This is a genomic window from Longilinea arvoryzae, assembly GCF_001050235.1.
Taxonomy (GTDB): domain Bacteria; phylum Chloroflexota; class Anaerolineae; order Anaerolineales; family Anaerolineaceae; genus Longilinea; species Longilinea arvoryzae.
In genome coordinates, this window is sequence record NZ_DF967973.1 from 169,874 (window position 1) to 187,882 (window position 18,009).

The following is an 18,009-nucleotide window of genomic DNA, read 5'->3' on the forward strand; positions in this document are numbered from 1 at the left end:
CGGAGAATATCAAAAATGGGCCGCCGCCGCGCCGAAAATTCTGTTCGAAGCATCGAGGCGCCGATCGCCCACCGGTTCCGGAAGGGATAAAAATTGAGACCGGCGCGTTTCCGCCATCCGGTCTCTTTTCCGGCCAGCCCAAAATAGCGCTGCTGGACAAATTTCATTCAGTCACAGTTCTTCCCGGCGAAATTCGATTGTGGCCCCCGGGTTTTCACGACGCTTTGCCGTCGTAAGGCAGCAAATAACTTCGATCCGGATCGATGTAGATCCCCACTTTCCTGCCTTCGGATAGCAACTGGTCGTATTTGGGGCTTGCGTCCACTGCCAGTAGATTCATGCCCTCCGCTTCCAGTTCGTATTCCACGGTCGATCCCAGGTAGATCGTCGAAACGATCTCGCCTCGCTTCACCGCATGAACATCGATCAGCTTGATGGCCTCCGGCCTGGCCATCAGATAAGCTTTTTCACCAACCCTCACGGATGGATCGCTGACCACCCAATAATCCGTTGCAAAAACGTTCACCAGGCAGGAATCCCCATTCCGCCGGAGTACTTCCGTTTCGATGAAGTTCGCCCGCCCGATGAAATCGGCCACGAACAGGGAAGAAGGCCGCAGGAAGACCTCTTCCGGCCGGTCAACCTGTTCGATCCGCCCCTTGTTCATCACCACAATCCGATCGGAAAGGCTCATGGCTTCCACCTGATCGTGTGTGACATAAACGCTGGTGATCCCTAACTGCTGCTGCAAGTGCCTGATCTCCAGCCGCATTTGGGTTCTCAACTTCGCGTCGAGGTTCGAGAGCGGCTCATCGAAGAGGAGTACTTTGGGTTTCATGACCATCGCCCTGGCCAGCGCAACCCGTTGCTGCTGTCCGCCGGATAGCTGCGCCGGGCTGCGCTTTTCCAACCCCACCAGGTTCATCATGTTGAGAATCAGGTCGACCGTTTCTTTGACCTCGTTTTCGCGCATATGTTTCAAGCGCAGCCCGTAGGCCACATTTTCGAATACATTCAGGTGTGGAAAAAGGGCGTAACTTTGGAACACCATGGCCATCGAACGCTCGTTTGGCAGTTGATGGCTGATCTCTTTGCCGTCCAGGATGATCGATCCGGCGGTCAGCGATTCGAAACCGGCGATCAGTCGCAGGGTGGTGGTCTTGCCGCAGCCCGAAGGACCCAGCAGGGTGATGAATTCGCCTCCCATGATCTCCAGCGAAATATCGTCCACGGCTTTGACGATGTTGTTTCCCTGCTCGAAAGTCTTGCTTACATTTTTTAAGGATAGAAAACCTGCTTCTTTACGCGGTTGCATGTTCTGCTCCTATGAGGATACCCTTAGGTCCTGTCCGACGCCGCCGGCCTTGCCCACGACAAGGTATAGAATGCCGATTACAGTCAAAACGATCAAAATAAGAATATCGCAATAGGCAAATGCATTGCCAAAACGTCCGGCGTCTACTTCATTCAAGATCTGTGAAGTCATCACCTTGGCTTCGGGCGTTGTCAGAAAAATGACGGCTGAAAGCGAGGTCATGGAACGCGCAAAGCTGTAGACGAGACCGGTCAGGAAAGCCGGCCGGATCAGGGGAAGGGTCACTTTCAAAAATGTGGTGGCATTGTTCGCGCCCAGGCTGATGGATGCCTCTTCGATCGAGGGATCGATCTGCTGCAGCGATGAAATCCCCGAACGCACTCCCGCCGGAACGCTGCGAACGATGTAGGCCAGGATCAGCGCAATGATTCCCCCGGCCATCGCGGTCCCGCCGGCCAGCGGCGGCAGGAGAATCTTCGACTGGAGGGTCACTGAATGGTTGAAGGCCAGCAGATAACCGATACCAAGGACCGTGCCGGGTACGGCAATTCCAAGCATCGAAATGAAATCCAGCCATCCCCGTCCGGGAAAACGCTTCCGCACCACCAGCCAGGCGATCAGCATCCCCAGCAGGCCGGCGATCGGCGTGGCGATCAAGGCCATTTTCGACGTGTCCAGGATTGCTTGCGAACCCAGGCCAAAGATCACGTATTTGAAGTGTTCCAGCGTAAAGGTATAGTTGATGCCAAAAAGTTTTGTGAACGCGCCGACGAAGATGGTGCCGTAAATGAGTAAAATCAAGCCCGAGAAAAACATAACCAGGCTGAACAATCCCCACCGCACAAACGGATTGGTCACAACCATCATGCGTCCGGAAGGTTTCCCGGTGACCGAAACGACGGATTTCCGGTTGACCCAATATCTCTGCAGAACGAACACAGTCAGGGATGGGACCAGTAAAACGAATGAGAGCACGGCGCCGGCAAAGATATCGTATTCGCCGGCGATGGCGATGTAGACCCTCGAAGCCAGTACGGTAAAATCTCCACCTAGAACCAACGGGTTTGCCAGGTCGGCGATCGCCTCGACGAATAGCAGCAGGAAAGAACTGGCAATACCCGGGATCAGCATCGGAATGGTCACCGTGCGAAAGACATCCCATTTTGTCGCCCCCATATTGGTCGCAGCTTCATCCAGGGACGGGTCCAATGCGCGCAGCATTCCCTGAAAGTTCATATAGGCCACGGTGAAGAGCGATAATACAAGGACGCCTGTCAGCCCTGTAAATCCGTAGATGTTGTAACGGATGCCCAGCAGGTTGTAGGTGATCAATCCCGACCTGCCGAAAAGCTCGATGGCTGCGGTGGCGACCGCAAAAGGCGGGCTGATGATGGGCATCAACGCCATCAAATGGATGAAGCGCTTGCAGGGCACATCGGTGCGCACCTGCACGTAGGCGAACAGGAAGCCCACCGCGGTTCCCAACAGCCCGACAACAAGGCCGAGCTTGACCGTGTTCCAAATGATTCCGAGGTAAACAGGCGACTTGAAGAAATGCTGATAATAAGGAATGGCATCCTTGCTGATCGCGGTTCCCAGGATCTTGAACAATGGAAACAGGATTGCAATCAGGAGAAACAGGGTGATGACGATCAATCCAAAGGCCAAACCCTTATCGATGGAAATCCTCGGGAATATTTTGATGATCCGTTTATTGACCGTGGATGACATGGGGTTCCTTTTTAGTCAGGGCTATTTACCGAAGGATTGGTAAATAGCCCTGTGAAGATCATCTGGGATGAAGTCGGGAAACTACTCTTTTGGCGCCGGCGCAATATCGGCGTCGAAACGCTCCGTCAGCGCCTTCTTGGCAGCGGCGGAGGCGACAAAATCATAATCGACCAGTTTGATCGTACTCAACTTGACGGCTTCAGGAGGAACCGTCGCATCGGGATTGGTTGGCAACTGGTAGGAGCCCACCGTGGCGGCGATCTCCTGGGCTTCGGCGGTCAACGACCAATCGACCCACATCTTTGCAGCGTCCAGGTTTGGGGTGCCATTGATGATGGCCACGCCGCCGATCTCATAACCGGTACCTTCCGCGGGGAAGCTGACTTTGAGATCGGTCATGCCCTGTTTCTGATACATCACGCAATCGTGCGAGAAAATGATCGCGACGCCGATTTCGCCGCGTCCGGCCATGGGACCAGGCGCTGACCCCGTCTTTGTGTATTGAAGAATGTTATTATGCAATTTCTTGAAATAGGCAAAGGTCGCTTCCTGATCGAAATTATTCAGGGTGTTGACCGTCCAGAAGGCCGTAAAAGCTGTACCCGATGTGGCCGGGTGCGCCATGGCAACCTGACCCTTGAGCGCCGGGTCGAGCAGGTCATCCCAGGACTCGGGCACATCCACGCCCAGGTTTTTGAGCACCGCAGTGTTCGAGCAGAAGCCCAGCGCCCCCACATAAATTCCGGTCCAGTAGCCGTCGGGGTCCTTCAAATTATCCGCGATCTGCGCGGCATTTGGCGATCCGTATGCCTGAACCAGGCCCTGGTCCTTGGCCTGTTGGTATCCGTCCACCGGGCCGCCCCACCAGACATCGAATTCGGGGTTGTCTTTGGACGCGCTCAGGCGCGCGATCGCCTCGCCGCTGGACAATCGGACGTAGTTGGTGGCGATGCCGGTTTTCTCCTGAAATGCCTTGGTTGCGGCAATGCACCAATCTTCCTGGGGACCGCAAAGCACGGTCAATTTCATTTTGGAAGTATCCAGCGTTGGCGCTTCGGTTGCGGCGGCTTCGGTTTTTACCACCTCGGTGGCAGGCGCGACCGTTGGCGATACCGGATCTTGAGTCGGGGCTGCGGAATTGGAGCATGCAGCCAGAATGGTCGCTACGACCATGATCGAGATAGATACGATGATACGCCTTGACATGCTTATCCTCCTTCTATGTCGTGGTATTGGGACGCTTACAAAATACCACGGGCCCGATCCGGCTGGGTCACGTCCGCGTTACGCTTGGTAACAAAAAAGTTACATTCTATTTTCAGCGTGAAGGATCATGGTGTAGCCGACTCCCCGAATGGTCAGGATGAACTCCGGGTGATCGGGGTTGTCGCCGATTTTCTGCCTCAACCTGTAGACGGCCATCTTCACCATCTCCTTGCCGCCCTCCCAGATTTCCAAGCCCCAGGCATTTTTCAGCAACGACTGCCAGGATAATACTCTGCCGGGATGACATGCCAGGCAAACGAGGAGAGAAAATTCATTTGGCGTCAGGTGCAGGGATTCCTCGTTCATCATGGCCTTATGGGCCACCGGATCGATTTTCAGTTTTCCGACCGTAATGGTCTGCGCGTTCATCTCTCCGCAGGTTCGCCGATAAACGGCCTGGGCCCGCAAGGCCAGCTCTCGGGGACGGAACGGCTTGGTAATGTAATCGTCGGCGCCCAGTTCGAGCCCGTGAATGATATCTTCGTCCTCTTTGCGGGCTGTAAGCAGGATCACCGGGGTGAAGGTCGTTCCTCGAATGCGCTGGCAGACTTCGAAACCGCTCATCCCGGGCAGCATGACATCCAGGATGACCAGATCGGGTTTTTCCTCCTCGAACTTCTTCAGGGCTTCCCGGCCCTCGTAGGCCTGGACGACCTCGAATCCCTGGGTCTCAAGAGCATAGGCAACGATGGAAACCATCTGAATTTCGTCATCCACCACGAGCGCTCTCGGTTTTTTCATTTTCCTCTCTCCAATAGGGCAGACTGAAAAGCACGGTCGTACCCCGGCCAAGACTGGTGTCGATCATGATCTTGCCGCCATGCAGCTCGATGATCTGCTTTGTGATCACCAGGCCCAATCCGGTCCCATCCCCCAACGGCTTGCCGCTGGAGAATTTCTTGAATAGATTGCGCCGGTCCTCAGACGACATGCCCACGCCGTCATCATTGATCGTCACCACAGCACTGCTGTCGTTCCGCGATAACGAAATGTAGATATGCCCATTCACCGAGGTATGCCGGCTGGCATTCAGGATCAGATTGTTCAACGCCTGCAAAATCAGGCGGCCATCGGCATAGATCCAGAGGCCGACCTGAGGAAAATTGGTGACGAAGTGTTGCCGCCTTTTTTCGGTCAGGAACCGGGATTGTTCCACCGCCAGCCGGACGATGCTTTTCAAATCCACCCGTTGAACGTGCAGCTTGAAGAGGCCGGCCTGAATCTTGGCCTGGATCAGCAAATCTTCCGAAAACGAGATGAGATGCTCGCAATTATGGCTGATGGTATTGAGAAAAACGGTTTGCTGCCCGGTCAAAGGGCCGGGGTTGCCCTCGATCAGGAGCTCGACCGAACCCTTGATCAACGATAGCGGGGTGCGGATTTCATGCCCGAGCATGGCGATCTGATCGGCCCGCGCATCGATCAATTTCTTCAGGCGCTGGACTTCCGCCTGATGGTTCCGGTAGCGCTGATACAGAAAAAAGCCGATCGCCAGCGAAAGTATGAAAGCCAGGTTCAAAAGGACCCCGGCGGTGGTCGGGTCGAAAAAGAAAAATGCCAGTCCACCCAGTCCCCACAGCAAGGCAAGGCCAAGTTGACAGATGAATATCTTGATCTGGCGGCAGCCGTGTGCAAAAAGCCAGACGATGCCGACCAGCGGGGACAGGAAACCGATTGCGAAGGAAAGGATCGCAATGATATTTTTTAGCACATCCAATTCTATATTAAAAAGAATATTCCAGCCACCGGACCGTCGGGGGACAATCTTGCTGACCGGGCGATGGTACTAAACCCCTGCCTGAATGAATGGCCGTGCGCCAATGGCCACCCACGAACCGCTAACCGCCAACCGCTTTTTCCAGTTCCAGCAGACGCTGCTTTCGCCACAGCCCGCCGCCGTAGCCGATCAGGGAGCCGTCCGAGCCGATCAGGCGGTGGCACGGCACCAGGATCGCAATCGGGTTGTCGGCGTTGGCCTTGCCCACCGCGCGCACCGCACTGGCATGTCCCAACTCCTCCGCAAGCTGGCGGTAGGAACGCGTCTCGCCGTAGGGAATGGCCCGCAGGCCCGCCCAGACTCGCTGTTGAAACGGCGTGCCTGCCGTCGCCAGCGGCAGGTCGAACTGCCGGCGCTGCCCGGCGAAGTATTCGTCCAGTTGGGTCTGCAAGCGCTCGAGCAGTGGGCTCTCCCCCGGCCCGGCCGCCGCTCCCAGGCGTTTTTCAAGGCGGCGCAATTCGGGCCCGGCGCGCCCGCTGTCCGCGAATTCCAGCAGACAGATGCCCTGCTGCGCGGCGCCGGCCAGCATCTCGCCCAACGGCGTGCGCATGGACAGGGTGAGGATGGTGGATTGGGTTGGCATTGGATACGGTTCCATTCGATCGTTCTCCTGATTGTAGCACGACTGGTAGCCTGAATTTCCTGTTGTCACATGGCTATGCGCAATCCAAAGCGGGCGGTCCGCTTTCCCACCCGTTATAATGCGACCCACCGCCCCAGTCCTGCTCCGGACGGCTCGAATTTCATCCGAAAACCCAAAAATCTGAAACCAAATTCCGCGCAATCCGTATTATTCATGTAAGATATTAACATCCGAAATTTTAGAAAAGGGTTTCGTATGGATCCTAAAATTCAAGACTTTCTCCAGGCCAAACACCTGGCCGTGGTCGGCGTGTCGCGTTCCCCCCAGAAATTCGGCACGGCCGTCTACACCGAACTCAAGGCACGCGGTTTCGACGTCTACGGCGTCAACCCCAACATGGACACCATCAACGGCGACCCGTGCTACAAATCGCTCACCGAGCTGGCCGGCAGGATCGACGGCGCGGTGATCTGCCTGCATCCCCAGCAGGCCGCCGCGGTGATCCGCGAAGCGGCGGCTGCCGGCATCACCCGCATCTGGGTGCAGCAGGGCGCCCAGTCGCTCGAGACCGCCAAGGCCGCCCGCGAAGCCGGCGTCACGCCCATCGAGGGCAAGTGCATTCTGATGTACGCCGGCCAGGTCAATTCGGTGCATGCCTTCCATCGATTCTTCGCCCGGGTATTCGGGCAATATTGAGGCTCAGACAGGGATTAAGATAGCCACAGTACCCCAGGGGTGCAGGCGACCACAGAGATCACAGAGGAAACAGAGATTTTTGAGACCTGAAGGATGGGTTACGGGGCAGGCAGCGCCGTTGACCGATTTCAGTGCCGTTGCCCATCCACCCATCCTACGTGTTTTTTCTCTCATCCTTCCTACTTTTCTTCTCCGTGTTCTCCGTGTCTCCGTGGTGATCCTCTTCCAGGTGTAAACAATGAGTAAGATATTAATCACCTACTCCACCAATTCCGGCTCGACCGCTGAAGTGGCCGCTGCCATTGCCGCCGAACTAAACCAGGCCGGCCACACCGCCGAAGTCAAGCCCATCGCCCAGGCCGCCGACCTGAGCGCCTACGACGCGGTCGTCATCGGCGCGCCCATGATCTTCGGCTGGCAGGCCGCTGCCCGCAGCTTCCTCAAACGCCACGCCGCCGAACTCGCCCCGAAGAAGGTGGCCCTGTTTGCCTGCGCCATGCGCCTGACCCGCGTGCCTGCAGAGCCCCTGCCCGCCGTCCCGCTCATGCTCGACCCCAACCTGGTCTCCGAACCGCTCAAACCCGGCTCGCTGACCCTCAAGGAGCGCTTCACCAGCCTGGGCTACTACCTCAAACCCATGCTGGCCGCCGCCCCGAGCGTCAGGCCGCTCAGCGTGGCCTTCTTCAACGGCCAACTGGATATGCGCCGGCTCAAATGGTGGCAGGCGGCCTTCGTCATGATCGTCGTCCAGGCCGTCCCCGGCGATTACCGCGATTGGGAGTATATCCGCGCCTGGGCGAAGGCGGTGGGAGAGAGGTTGTAGATCGAAACGGTAGTAACGACGTCCGTCGTTCTCCCAGCTTGCGCCCGCCTGCCCGGCTTTTGGGTATGCGCGTCTTCTCCCCCGCGTCTCCGACCGTTTGTTGGCTGTGCTGGTCCTCGAAACACTTGGGTTGGCGTTGGAGCAGGAGGCTCGACCGTCGGAGTAGGCCCGGGGGTGGGCGAAGGTTCTGCCACCGGCATGTTCGCCACCCGCATGGCAATTCGCTGCCCAGCGACGTTGTGATCCATACGCCAGGTGTTTGACAATTGCTTGGGCAAAATGGGATGGGTTAGGTAATAGCCAGAATTAACAACGAATTGCTGCCCTGCGTCTCCACGCCGATCTGGATTACGGGGAGGGAAGAATTGAGAGCGAGAGATTTGGTCGGAAAAATGCGCTCATCGAATAACCGATGCATATTCATTTTATTGTTATGACACATAATTAAATAACCGCACGACAAAGAAATCACCAATGGTTTCGATTTTGTCAGCACCTAATAATGCCCTTTTCAATAAGAAATCAGATGCTGTTTGGAAATCATCGAAAAGTTTGTTTTTATTTAAACTGTTTTTCCATTTTTGCAAATCACCTAATGTTCTTACAAGCAAATCCTGATGGATCGCGGAGTAAAAATCACCAGAAACACAAGACACATCATAGCCAAGAAATTCCCATTGAGTTTTCGGCGGTACACTCACAAATGGCATAGGCAAAATCGTTTCAATCCGCAGTAAACGAACCAAAAGCATTTTTGATCTACAGTATTCCCAGTATTTTAGAGTAGCTTCCCAATTGGTAGTGACTTCAGCATAAATTGTTTCTCCTGACTTCAAATAATGATCGATTCCCAGTGACTCCTCTAGTAGGGGGTCTTCAACTGAAGGAAGACTTTTTAATGGCCAAACAATTCCATAAATTCCTCTATATTTGACATCAAGAACTCCTTGATCATCTTCTACGACGATAAATCCATTTACTGTTAGCGAAGGGAAATTTGTATTCATATTTCTCCTTTCAAATGTCTATTTTGGTACATATCCATTGTGTACTGGAATATGGCGCCCGTTGATATGGATATGAGGAATAGGTTCCCCCGTATTTAATGGATCCCAATGTCCACCTTCGATATGGCTCTTATCTGTGTCTACCGATAATCCTGCTTCATTTGCAAGTTCAGACAATGCATCTGCTTCTTCAGTGGTCAGGGGAGGTTTTCCTCGCCTTGGCCGGTTCGCTGCTTCAGATGCCCAATTATCTACAGTTTGCTGCTCATCGGTTAATCTCTTGCTTGTTTCCGCAAATAGTAAGTTTATCCCATTTGTTACTTGAGCAGAGAAAGATTCGATTACTGGAGCTAATCCCTCTGCAAAAGCCTCTGGTCCACCTGAAGCATAATAAACAACGGCTACTACCGCAACGGCTCCAATTGCTACCCAACCCGCAGGACTGATTAATGCCAATGCGGCAAGGATTGCAAAGTGCCCGGTTGGATCGACATAACGAATTGGATTATTGAGGGAATAGGCATAGCGGTCGAATGCTAGCGGATTGTTGGGAACGCTGGGCATTCTTCCATTTTGATTTTCTAAAAGGTATTTGTTCTCTCGATTTAACTGCTCCAAGAATTGGTTTTCGTGGAAAGCAACCGTCAGGGCAGAATTATTAGCGTTTGCCAAATACCCAACTGCATTGGGATTGTCTCCTTCTCCTATGTTTGGGACAATGGAATCAGGAGATATAAATCGTCCTAGCGACGGATCGTACCAGCGCGTATTGTAGAAATACAGGCCAGCACCGGCTTCTTCTATTTGACCGGTGTATCGCCGTTCAGTTGGGGTTATGCCCGAGTTATCCCGAGTCTTCCCCCAGGCGTCGTAGCGAATTTCTGACTTGACACTACCGTCCACATTCAAAGTGACCGTGGTGCTGCCCAGGTGATCGCTGAGCAGGTAGTAGACTTCACCAATCGGTGCAACGACCGCCAAGGTCATTTACTACAGCGCGGCCGCTGAAAATCAACTGCGCGATGAAATAGAATGTTATGGTTTACAAGTGAAATATTTGATTTCCTGCGACACTTCCTAACTAACTAAGCCACTCATAGCATTTTTTGTCGATCATACAATTATCCATCGAGTGGTGCTAATTCAATCGCACCAATACCTATATACTTTAAATTAGTAAAATATTTATCCTTATCGAAAGGACGTTTGTTATCAATTGGTACAGCAATATCTACAATTAACTTTTTTCCATGTACGATATCGTCTACACCGAAATTTTCATAGCGTGGCGATACAACAAAAACCTCGGCCGATTGAGGTCCAACAATGAGGAGATAAGGAGAGTCATCCTCACCAGTAAATAATTGGGTAACTTTTCCATTTATTACTCTATATGAATCCCAAGGCTCATCGATTGTTAAAACAATTCTAGCCCCTATTATTTCCATAATCTCTCTCCTATTGCAGCTTCAATATTGATTTTATCAAAACTTGGACTGGATCACTACTCCAATACTCAATTCCTTTTCCATTTTGTCCATATTTAGGCCTAACAACACTGGGTCCAGTAATGTTTGGAGAATTTGTTATTGAAAAATCGATCTTGATTTCTGGGGGAGCATATAACGAAAGCTTTTCTTGCGCTTCTATTGCTGAAAAATAATTATCCGTAGTAAAGTATGTGTCTCCCGGACGAGCGCCACGAAGATAACCTGTCTCATTTATAGCTTCTAGTTCGGCCTCTGAACAGTATCGACAATATGAATTTTCCCGATTATCTTGTGGGGACTGAGTGTTACCTGTACTTGACGCATTTGCTACACTCGAGAATTCTAAGGCCGCCTGACCCAAGGTTAGCCACCCATACGCCTGAAGAGCGGAATTATCCAACGCCTGTTGTGAAGCTATAGGATCGTTTATCAGCACAGGATCTGGATCACTGGGACCAACAAAAGACAATATCGCGCCTGATATTGCGATACTTGTAATGATGGCAGCATTATCCGCAATAAAAGCGGCAGCCATGAGGCAGAGGGGTAATAATGGCCCAATGCAATGCCCGGAAGAATCGGAATAACGAATGGAATTATTATTCGAATAGGCGTATCGATCCCAGGCTAGAGTACCCTGGATGGCTTCGGGAACGATGCTATCAGGTTGAATGAATCGCCCCAATGAATCGTCGTACCAGCGCGTATTGTAGAAATACAGGCCAGCACCGGCTTCTTCTATTTGACCGGTGTATCGCCGTTCAGTCGGGGTCGTGCCCGAGTTATCGCGGGTCTTTCCCCAGGCATCGTAACGTATCTCCGATTTGACACTGCCGTCCACATTCAAAGTGATCGTCGTGCTTCCCAGGTGATCGCTGAGCAGGAAGTACACTTCACCAATCGGTGCAATGACCGCCGCAGGCGCTTTCGAAGCAGCCGCGTAAACCGGTTGTGCTTCAAAGAGATCTTTCAAGAACGCCACGAAGCGGGTAAAGATATTTTCCTGATGCGCAGATTGGGTCGGCGCGGGATAAGGCTCGACCGTCGGAGTAGGCCCAGGGGTGGGCGTGGGTTGTGGTTCAGCGATGGGCATCTCCGCCACGCGCATGGCTACTCTTTGCGCACCAGCGTAATAATACATGCGCCAGGTGATCGATTCCTGATTGGGTATTATCGGGTGCGTCAGATAGAATCCCGGGCCAACCTGCGGCGCAACACTGCCCGTCCCTTCGCCGTTCAGGATCATGGGCAGGTAAAGCTTATTGGGCAGTTCCCCTTGAACCAGGTCGGGCACGAACACGGGGTAAGTTGTCTCTGTACCCAGTTCGGCTTCGAAGTAGTTGCCGATGTAAACCGTAGTGATGCCATCCTCGACTGCGATCACGCGGTTTCCATCGCCGTCGTACACATAGCGGGCGTTCGAGCCATTACCGGTGATGTTCGTCAGGCGATTCTCCTTATCGTAGGTAAGGCCGTAAGATTCTCCCGACACGCTGCGGGTAAACATATTGCCGTTATTATCGTAGGTGTAGGAGTTCCCGTTGGTCGTCGCGGCCACGGCATGGACGTGATCCGGGTCGTAACTGTAAATGATCGAGTTCCGGGATGCGATGTTCCCGGTGACGGCGTCGTATGCCGGGTCCTCGCTGTACGGGCCGCCGGCCGTGTCGAGCCGGTTGAGGGAATCGTAGGTAAAATTCAGCGTTTCGTTCGCGACCGCGTCGGTGATCGACTTGATATTTCCGTTATCGTCATACGTGTAGGATAAATTCTGGTAGGTCTGCGCGCCCGTGGTGGTGAGGTTGCTCAGACGTCCGCCTTGGATTGTCCACAGGTTGAACGTATAGCTCTGCGCGACGCCGTTGCCCAGTTCGCGGCGGACAACGCGGCCGCTCTCGTCGTATTGGATGCCCGAAACGTAATCATGATAATCGTAAGTGCTGTCCTGGATCGATGACACCCGCTCCAGTAAGCCGTTGGCGTTGTAGGCAAAGGTGACGGCCTCCTGGTTGGGATAGACCATCTGGTGGACGCTGTCGTTCGAATAGTACGTCCAGTAGGTGTTGTACTCGCCCAGGTCGTTCACGCCGTCCAGGACGTGTTTGCTCTCATGAATCACCCGCCCGCGCGCGTCGTACTCCCAGGCCGTGCTGCCCGAAGCATCCGTCATGCCGGTGCGCTGCCCGACGCCCAGGCTGGTTTCGCTGCTCTGGTCGTAAGAATAGGTTGCCAGGGGATAGGCAACAGGTTCTTCTTCATCCGTATAGGTCCCTTTTACCAACAACCGGTTGAGGGAATCATATTCCATCCAGATCTTATGGCCTTCGGCATCCGTCTGCGAAGCCAGGTTGCCCAGGGCGTCGTAGGAATAGCTCCAGTAGCCCATATCCGGGTCGGTCATGGATGTTTTGCGCCCGGCCAGGTCCAGGGTCAGCGTGGTCGTGGCAAAAACGGCGTCGGTGTTCCGGTTGACCTGATCAACTTCCTTCAGGCGGTCCAACTCGTCGTAGCGGTAAACGATGAATGGGCCATCCGGCGCGCTCACCTGAACCGTCCGCCCGCGGCTGTCGGTGTAGGTGTGGGTGACATGGCCGAGCGCGTCCATGGTTAGCGTATCCAGCACGCGCTGGGGCGCGCCTAGGATGGAAAAATCCTGAATGGCATACGCGTTTTGGGTGGAAGCGCCATCGGGTTGGGCCATCAGGAGGGTTCTGCCCAGGATGTCGGCCTGCACCGTGGTCCAATCGTTGGCGGTGTGGCTCAGCGCCTGCCATCCCGCGCCCTGCGGAACCGCTTTCGAAACGGCCGTACGGGTGAAGGAGCCGTTCCCGTTGTCTCCGTACTCGTGATCGATCACGATATCGCACACATCCGGCAAAAGGTCTGCGTCCGAGCTGCAATAGTTGTCCGCAAATTCCACACCCGCCGTCTGCTCCTGGACCAGGTTGCCCAGGCCGTCGTAGAACTTGCGCGCGGTTTGAGAATTCGTCCCATCGATCTTTTGCTTGAGCTCGGTCCAGAAGGGAACCGTCTCGGCATGATATGAAAAGCTCAGGCTGGGTGAAGAGGTCGTATCCCCCGGCCGGATCAGCTTGGTCATACGGCCAAAGACGTCATATTCGGCGCTGGTGACAGAGCCGTTCGGATCAGTTTCGCTGGTTGGCAGGCCCAGCAGGGGGTGATACGTCACCGTGGTCGTCCGTTCGACCGGCGAACCGCCCGGCACGATATGGGTCGTGGTCACAGGGTAGGTGTGGTAAACCGGATCATAGGTGGTCGTGGTGGTTTGCGGCCCATCCGAAGCGACCGCGGTAGGCGTACCGTAGCCGGTGTAGGTGGTGACGCTGGTCGGCATGGCCCATTCATCGTAGACGGTGAATGTGTCTTGATATTGGTCGGTGGGTTCATTCGCGATCAGCTTGCGTACCTGGGTGAGCAACCCTTGGGTCGGCTGCTGATTGACCGTCGTGGTCGGGCTCAGGCTGTCGTAAATATACGAGGTCGAACTCAACCGGGAATCATCCAGCGGAATCGGGTCGAGATCGTCGTAGCAATCCCCGTTCTGGCTGCTGGCGGGGCAACTGTACACATTGGTGTACGCCGGCAGCCCGACGATGTATCTTGCCTCCCCCGTCTGCTCGTCCCGCGGGTAGTATTCCGACCAGGTCAGGCGGTAATCCTGCCAGACGGAACCCGTCCAATAGGACTGCACAGTCTGGGTCAGGTCGCCGTATTGCTTGGCGCACTGCTGATCCGGTTGATAATGATACTCCGTGCGCTGTCCCGTCCACGTCAAGGCCGGGTCATCGTCAATTCCGGCCGGAACGGCGACATCGCCGTTGTAATTCCGGATTACCTCCGATGCCGTGAAAACCCGGTATCCTAGCAGGTCGGTGTAGGCCGTGCCGGACGCGTTCTTCGGGAAATAGGCCGCGCCGGTAGCGAGCGAATATGGGGTAGAGGTGTAGGTATTGATGTTTTCGCTGAAGATTTTGTCAGCAGCGTTGGCGACGGTCACCCGGCTGACGCGGCCCTTGAGGATGTCGTCCTGGTGGAAATAGGTGGTGACGACCTGGCCGTTGGAATAGGTCTCCACCACGCGTTCGTGCCCGCGGAACTCGGTGTAGGGATCGTTGTAACGGGTCTCCTTGGGCTGCGAGGCGGCCGCAGAGGTGGCGGCATCGTTCATCGCCGCACCGAAATACTGGTAGGTGACCGTTTGGATGGGATTCGCATCCATTGGCGAGGCATACAACTTCTTGGCTTCCACCCGATAGCGGGTCGGCAGCAGGGTAAATGAGTGGCGCTTGATTCCACAATTGCCTTGTGCTTCATTCGCTGTAAGGCAATTCGCAATCAAACGCACACTTCCGATATTCCCGGGCAGATAGCCTTCATAGCTATAATAATTCCAGCCACTGAGCAAAGTGGTGCTAGTCCCTTGAGGAATGCCGCCGTTGATCCACAGGGTCAAATTTTGACCCGCTCCGGCGAGATACAGCCTAAACCGGTACCATCCCCCCGGCTGGAAGTTTTCAGCAATGGAATCATTATAAGTATGCCCGCGCAGGGTCACGTAGCCATAATCTGAGGTTATGCAAGAGACAAAATCAGTGCTATCAACTGCTTCCCACCCAAGATCATTCCCAGAAATTTTTTGTGGAATATTGTTACCACAAACCCCATCTATATTATTGACCACATCATCATCGAATCTACCTTCCACTTTCCAATCCTCAGGTGCATCTTGGGAGTACCAAGGTTCATCTTCGTAATCATAGACGACTTTTCCACCGTAACCATTCGTAGCCGATGTCAGATGCATATTGTCTTCGTATGAAAAGGTAGTTTCAGGCAGTGTGGACGTGCCGTTTGTACCGACCTCTGTTATCGATTTTAGCGTCAGCGTTTTTCCACCGGCCGACCAGGTCAGCCCGGGAAATACGGAATTCTCAGTGTTGGTGTAGTAATTCAGTAAGTACTTTCGTACCAATACCCACGTGCTTCCGTTGTATTGCTCAACGATAATCGCGCTAAGCTTCTTTGTCGTATAGCGGATGTTTGCATTTATATTATTCCAGGCGGTGTCGTAATCTGTACGATCGCTTAATGCGAAGTAAACGCGGTAATTTCCATGAGGATAAACAATCTCCTTCGGATAAACAGCTGCATCGACGCTGTAGGACGGGGATAAAGAACTATAATCGACTGTTTTAACAATATTTGTGTACGAATAAGTCAATGTTTTGTTGGATGTATTCGTTACAGCCGTCAGTGACCAGCGCCAGGGACGTAAAGCTCCCCAGTCACCATCTGGATAATCGCCACCTTCCCATCCTTTATGCCATTCCATGTAATAGCTGGTACCACCATCGCCAGCCACATTAGAACCAAAATAATATTGATTCCCGGATTTGTCCCAGGCCATCCAGTAAGAGCAATCTTTTGTCACTTGGGTGAAATTTCCATCCGAAGAATAACCGATACATGCCGTCAGGTTATACCGACGAATGCGCCAGAAAGAATCATTGGTGGTACGGTAGTCAATGGTGGTTGGATCGCCATCTCCTTCGGATTCTGGAATGGGCAGCAAGGTATCGCTGACGCCATTAACAACGATCGAAAATGTATCATCGCTGGTTGGATCGTACGTCGAAGAGTGTCCCTCCGAGATCATTCGATCCTGGGTGTCGTGGATGTTCCGTTCGATGTAGCCCGTATCCAACGACCAGCCCATGCCGACCCAACTGGCCTGCATGCGGCTTAAAGCACTGTCCACGACCTGGCTGTTGTACGAAAGGTTGAGATCCGGTTGTAGTCCACCGGGGCCGGCAGGCACTTCAAATGGATAAGAATAAGTGGCCGCGCCGGTAAAAAGGGAGGTCTGGAATCCTTCCATCGAAGGCAGGCGCGCCGCTTCCCATTTATTAACGTCGATGTCATAAAATGACAGGTGGTCCGAATACCCGGTTACCACATTGTTCTTCGTATCCACCAGGCTGGGAACCGGAATCCAGGTGTTTTCCTCTTCGGAAAAATAGAACAGGGATAGATTTTCCTCATCCCCCAAGGAATATGCCAGATCGCTGTATTGGAACTCGATGGTGATCGGTTGATCAAAATGCTCAACCGGGGCTCTGGTTTCATCCTGTCGGGCAATGATCGTGATGGGGTTTCCAGAAAGTGAATAGGGAATGTCTTCCATATCCGTGCTATAGGCATAGAAAATGGCATCGCTGGATAGAGCCCCCTCAGGAATTTTGAGATTGATTCGGCCCTCTTTTGTTACTGAATTAAATTTCTTATCCACTGTGTGAAATACTTGCGCTGCATGTAATTTAATATCAGCTGAGTATTCAGTTTTTTCTCCATCGTAGAGTACCGCTCGAAAGTATAACGATTGTTTTAAATCAGCGGCTGTCTGGAAAATCAGACTCCCGCTTTTCTCAGCGATATCTACCATGATAAAACATGTATTGTCCTGATCTCCACCTTGTGATTCATCACTCATACTTTCGGTGGAACATTCTGAAATATCTCCCTGAAAGGTAATATTTTTTGAATAAAAGATTTTTAAGGTGGGTTCGGAAATCAAGTCCGTTGGTTGGAGTTTCCAATCCAATATTATGGTATTTCCGGGTACATAGAATTCTTCCTCCGCGGCTAGGGTGAGCACGGCGTCCGGATGGGTTGGATCACCGCCATTATCCCCTGCAATTTCCGTTGGTTGTGCAGTTGGGGAATCTGTTGGAACCAGGGCATCCGTTGGAACAGGTGTAACCGAAGAAGTAAATTCCTGCGTAGATGTCGACGTGGGAATCAGGGTCGAGTCAGGTGTAGGTGTCGCTTCGACGGGCGGCGGATAGCCATTGCTATTCGGCGTTGCATCCTGGGTTTCTTGCAACGGATGTGAAAGGACTTGGATTTTCGGAATCAAATTACCAGGGATGATCTGGTTTACAAGAAAGACAAGAGTCAGCAATGCGCGCGCGATGTTTGCCATGGATACGACCCCGTTCGATGGATAGGTTGATATCGGACCAGTAAAGGTTATATTTTTGTTAACACACCGACAAAAATAAATTTAATGTTGTTATTTTATTTCAAATTCACAGATTTGCATAATCGAAACCACCGGAAAGATATCTTCGATCAGGCGGGTTTCAGTCCCCGATTTGGCGCGAGCAACGTCTTTGCCTGCGGATACGATCCGATGCCGGTCCGGACCTGCTCATCCTAGTATACTGATTTTCTCAAAATGTGTAGAACCGTTGACGGGCGCCTGAAAAAAAGGCGATCCGCCCATCCGCGCAGACTCTCT

The 18,009-nt window shown here is 53.2% G+C and carries 12 protein-coding genes; 2 read left to right on the forward strand and 10 right to left on the reverse strand.

The features are described from left to right. Positions 1–214 precede the first annotated feature (214 nt). The 6 genes from LARV_RS19295 to LARV_RS19320 all read right to left on the reverse strand — a co-directional run bounded on the left by LARV_RS19295 (position 215) and on the right by LARV_RS19320 (position 6,687). The gene (locus LARV_RS19295; RefSeq protein WP_075075440.1) at positions 215–1,315 is read right to left on the reverse strand and encodes an ABC transporter ATP-binding protein; all 1,101 of its coding nucleotides are present in this window, start codon (positions 1,313–1,315) and stop codon (positions 215–217) included. A gap of 9 nt (positions 1,316–1,324) precedes the next feature. Then, positions 1,325–3,046: an ABC transporter permease gene (locus tag LARV_RS19300; protein WP_083522789.1), complete on the reverse strand. Its 1,722-nt coding sequence runs from the start codon at positions 3,044–3,046 to the stop codon at positions 1,325–1,327. Positions 3,047–3,127: 81 nt separating this feature from the next. Beyond that, positions 3,128–4,252 carry an ABC transporter substrate-binding protein gene (locus tag LARV_RS19305; RefSeq protein WP_201785963.1) on the reverse strand — a complete coding sequence of 375 codons (1,125 nt, stop codon included), beginning with the start codon at positions 4,250–4,252 and terminating at the stop codon, positions 3,128–3,130. Between the two features lie 99 nt (positions 4,253–4,351). Next, the gene (locus LARV_RS19310) at positions 4,352–5,053 is read right to left on the reverse strand and encodes a response regulator transcription factor (protein ID WP_075075441.1); all 702 of its coding nucleotides are present in this window, start codon (positions 5,051–5,053) and stop codon (positions 4,352–4,354) included. After that, a complete protein-coding gene (locus LARV_RS19315) occupies positions 5,022–6,023 on the reverse strand; it encodes a sensor histidine kinase (protein WP_152031889.1) in 1,002 nt (333 codons plus the stop codon). The genes LARV_RS19310 and LARV_RS19315 overlap by 32 nt, the downstream gene beginning before the upstream one ends. Positions 6,024–6,150: 127 nt before the next feature. Then, entirely contained in the window at positions 6,151–6,687 is a 537-nt protein-coding gene (locus LARV_RS19320) for a methylated-DNA--[protein]-cysteine S-methyltransferase (RefSeq protein WP_330219134.1), read from the reverse strand. 240 nt (positions 6,688–6,927) lie between these two features. Between LARV_RS19320 and LARV_RS19325 the strand changes: the two genes are divergently transcribed. Beyond that, the gene (locus LARV_RS19325; protein WP_075075443.1) at positions 6,928–7,368 is read left to right on the forward strand and encodes a CoA-binding protein; all 441 of its coding nucleotides are present in this window, start codon (positions 6,928–6,930) and stop codon (positions 7,366–7,368) included. A 238-nt stretch (positions 7,369–7,606) separates the two neighbouring features. Further along, positions 7,607–8,191 carry a flavodoxin domain-containing protein gene (locus tag LARV_RS19330; RefSeq protein WP_075075444.1) on the forward strand — a complete coding sequence of 195 codons (585 nt, stop codon included), beginning with the start codon at positions 7,607–7,609 and terminating at the stop codon, positions 8,189–8,191. Between the two features lie 431 nt (positions 8,192–8,622). Here LARV_RS19330 and LARV_RS19335 read toward each other — a convergent pair whose 3' ends face one another. The 4 genes from LARV_RS19335 to LARV_RS19350 all read right to left on the reverse strand — a co-directional run bounded on the left by LARV_RS19335 (position 8,623) and on the right by LARV_RS19350 (position 17,691). Further along, the gene (locus LARV_RS19335) at positions 8,623–9,198 is read right to left on the reverse strand and encodes a hypothetical protein (RefSeq protein ID WP_075075445.1); all 576 of its coding nucleotides are present in this window, start codon (positions 9,196–9,198) and stop codon (positions 8,623–8,625) included. A gap of 18 nt (positions 9,199–9,216) precedes the next feature. Next, positions 9,217–10,185: an RHS repeat-associated core domain-containing protein gene (locus LARV_RS19340; protein WP_075075446.1), complete on the reverse strand. Its 969-nt coding sequence runs from the start codon at positions 10,183–10,185 to the stop codon at positions 9,217–9,219. Positions 10,186–10,319: 134 nt separating this feature from the next. Then, positions 10,320–10,646, reverse strand: coding sequence for a hypothetical protein (locus tag LARV_RS19345; RefSeq protein WP_075075447.1), 327 nt, complete (start codon positions 10,644–10,646; stop codon positions 10,320–10,322). A 10-nt stretch (positions 10,647–10,656) separates the two neighbouring features. Further along, entirely contained in the window at positions 10,657–17,691 is a 7,035-nt protein-coding gene (locus tag LARV_RS19350) for an RHS repeat-associated core domain-containing protein (RefSeq protein ID WP_083522790.1), read from the reverse strand. Positions 17,692–18,009: the final 318 nt, after the last annotated feature.

Bases quoted from the DNA above. Each gene is read 5' to 3' on its own strand.
- LARV_RS19295 (WP_075075440.1), bottom strand. From the start codon at position 1,315: ATGCAACCGCGTAAAGAAGCAGGTTTTCTATCCTTAAAAAATGTAAGC.
- LARV_RS19300 (WP_083522789.1), bottom strand. From the start codon at position 3,046: ATGTCATCCACGGTCAATAAACGGATCATCAAAATATTCCCGAGGATT.
- LARV_RS19305 (WP_201785963.1), bottom strand. From the start codon at position 4,252: ATGTCAAGGCGTATCATCGTATCTATCTCGATCATGGTCGTAGCGACC.
- LARV_RS19310 (WP_075075441.1), bottom strand. From the start codon at position 5,053: ATGAAAAAACCGAGAGCGCTCGTGGTGGATGACGAAATTCAGATGGTT.
- LARV_RS19320 (WP_330219134.1), bottom strand. From the start codon at position 6,687: ATGGAACCGTATCCAATGCCAACCCAATCCACCATCCTCACCCTGTCC.
- LARV_RS19325 (WP_075075443.1), top strand. From the start codon at position 6,928: ATGGATCCTAAAATTCAAGACTTTCTCCAGGCCAAACACCTGGCCGTG.
- LARV_RS19330 (WP_075075444.1), top strand. From the start codon at position 7,607: ATGAGTAAGATATTAATCACCTACTCCACCAATTCCGGCTCGACCGCT.
- LARV_RS19335 (WP_075075445.1), bottom strand. From the start codon at position 9,198: ATGAATACAAATTTCCCTTCGCTAACAGTAAATGGATTTATCGTCGTA.
- LARV_RS19340 (WP_075075446.1), bottom strand. From the start codon at position 10,185: ATGACCTTGGCGGTCGTTGCACCGATTGGTGAAGTCTACTACCTGCTC.
- LARV_RS19345 (WP_075075447.1), bottom strand. From the start codon at position 10,646: ATGGAAATAATAGGGGCTAGAATTGTTTTAACAATCGATGAGCCTTGG.
- LARV_RS19350 (WP_083522790.1), bottom strand. From the start codon at position 17,691: ATGGCAAACATCGCGCGCGCATTGCTGACTCTTGTCTTTCTTGTAAAC.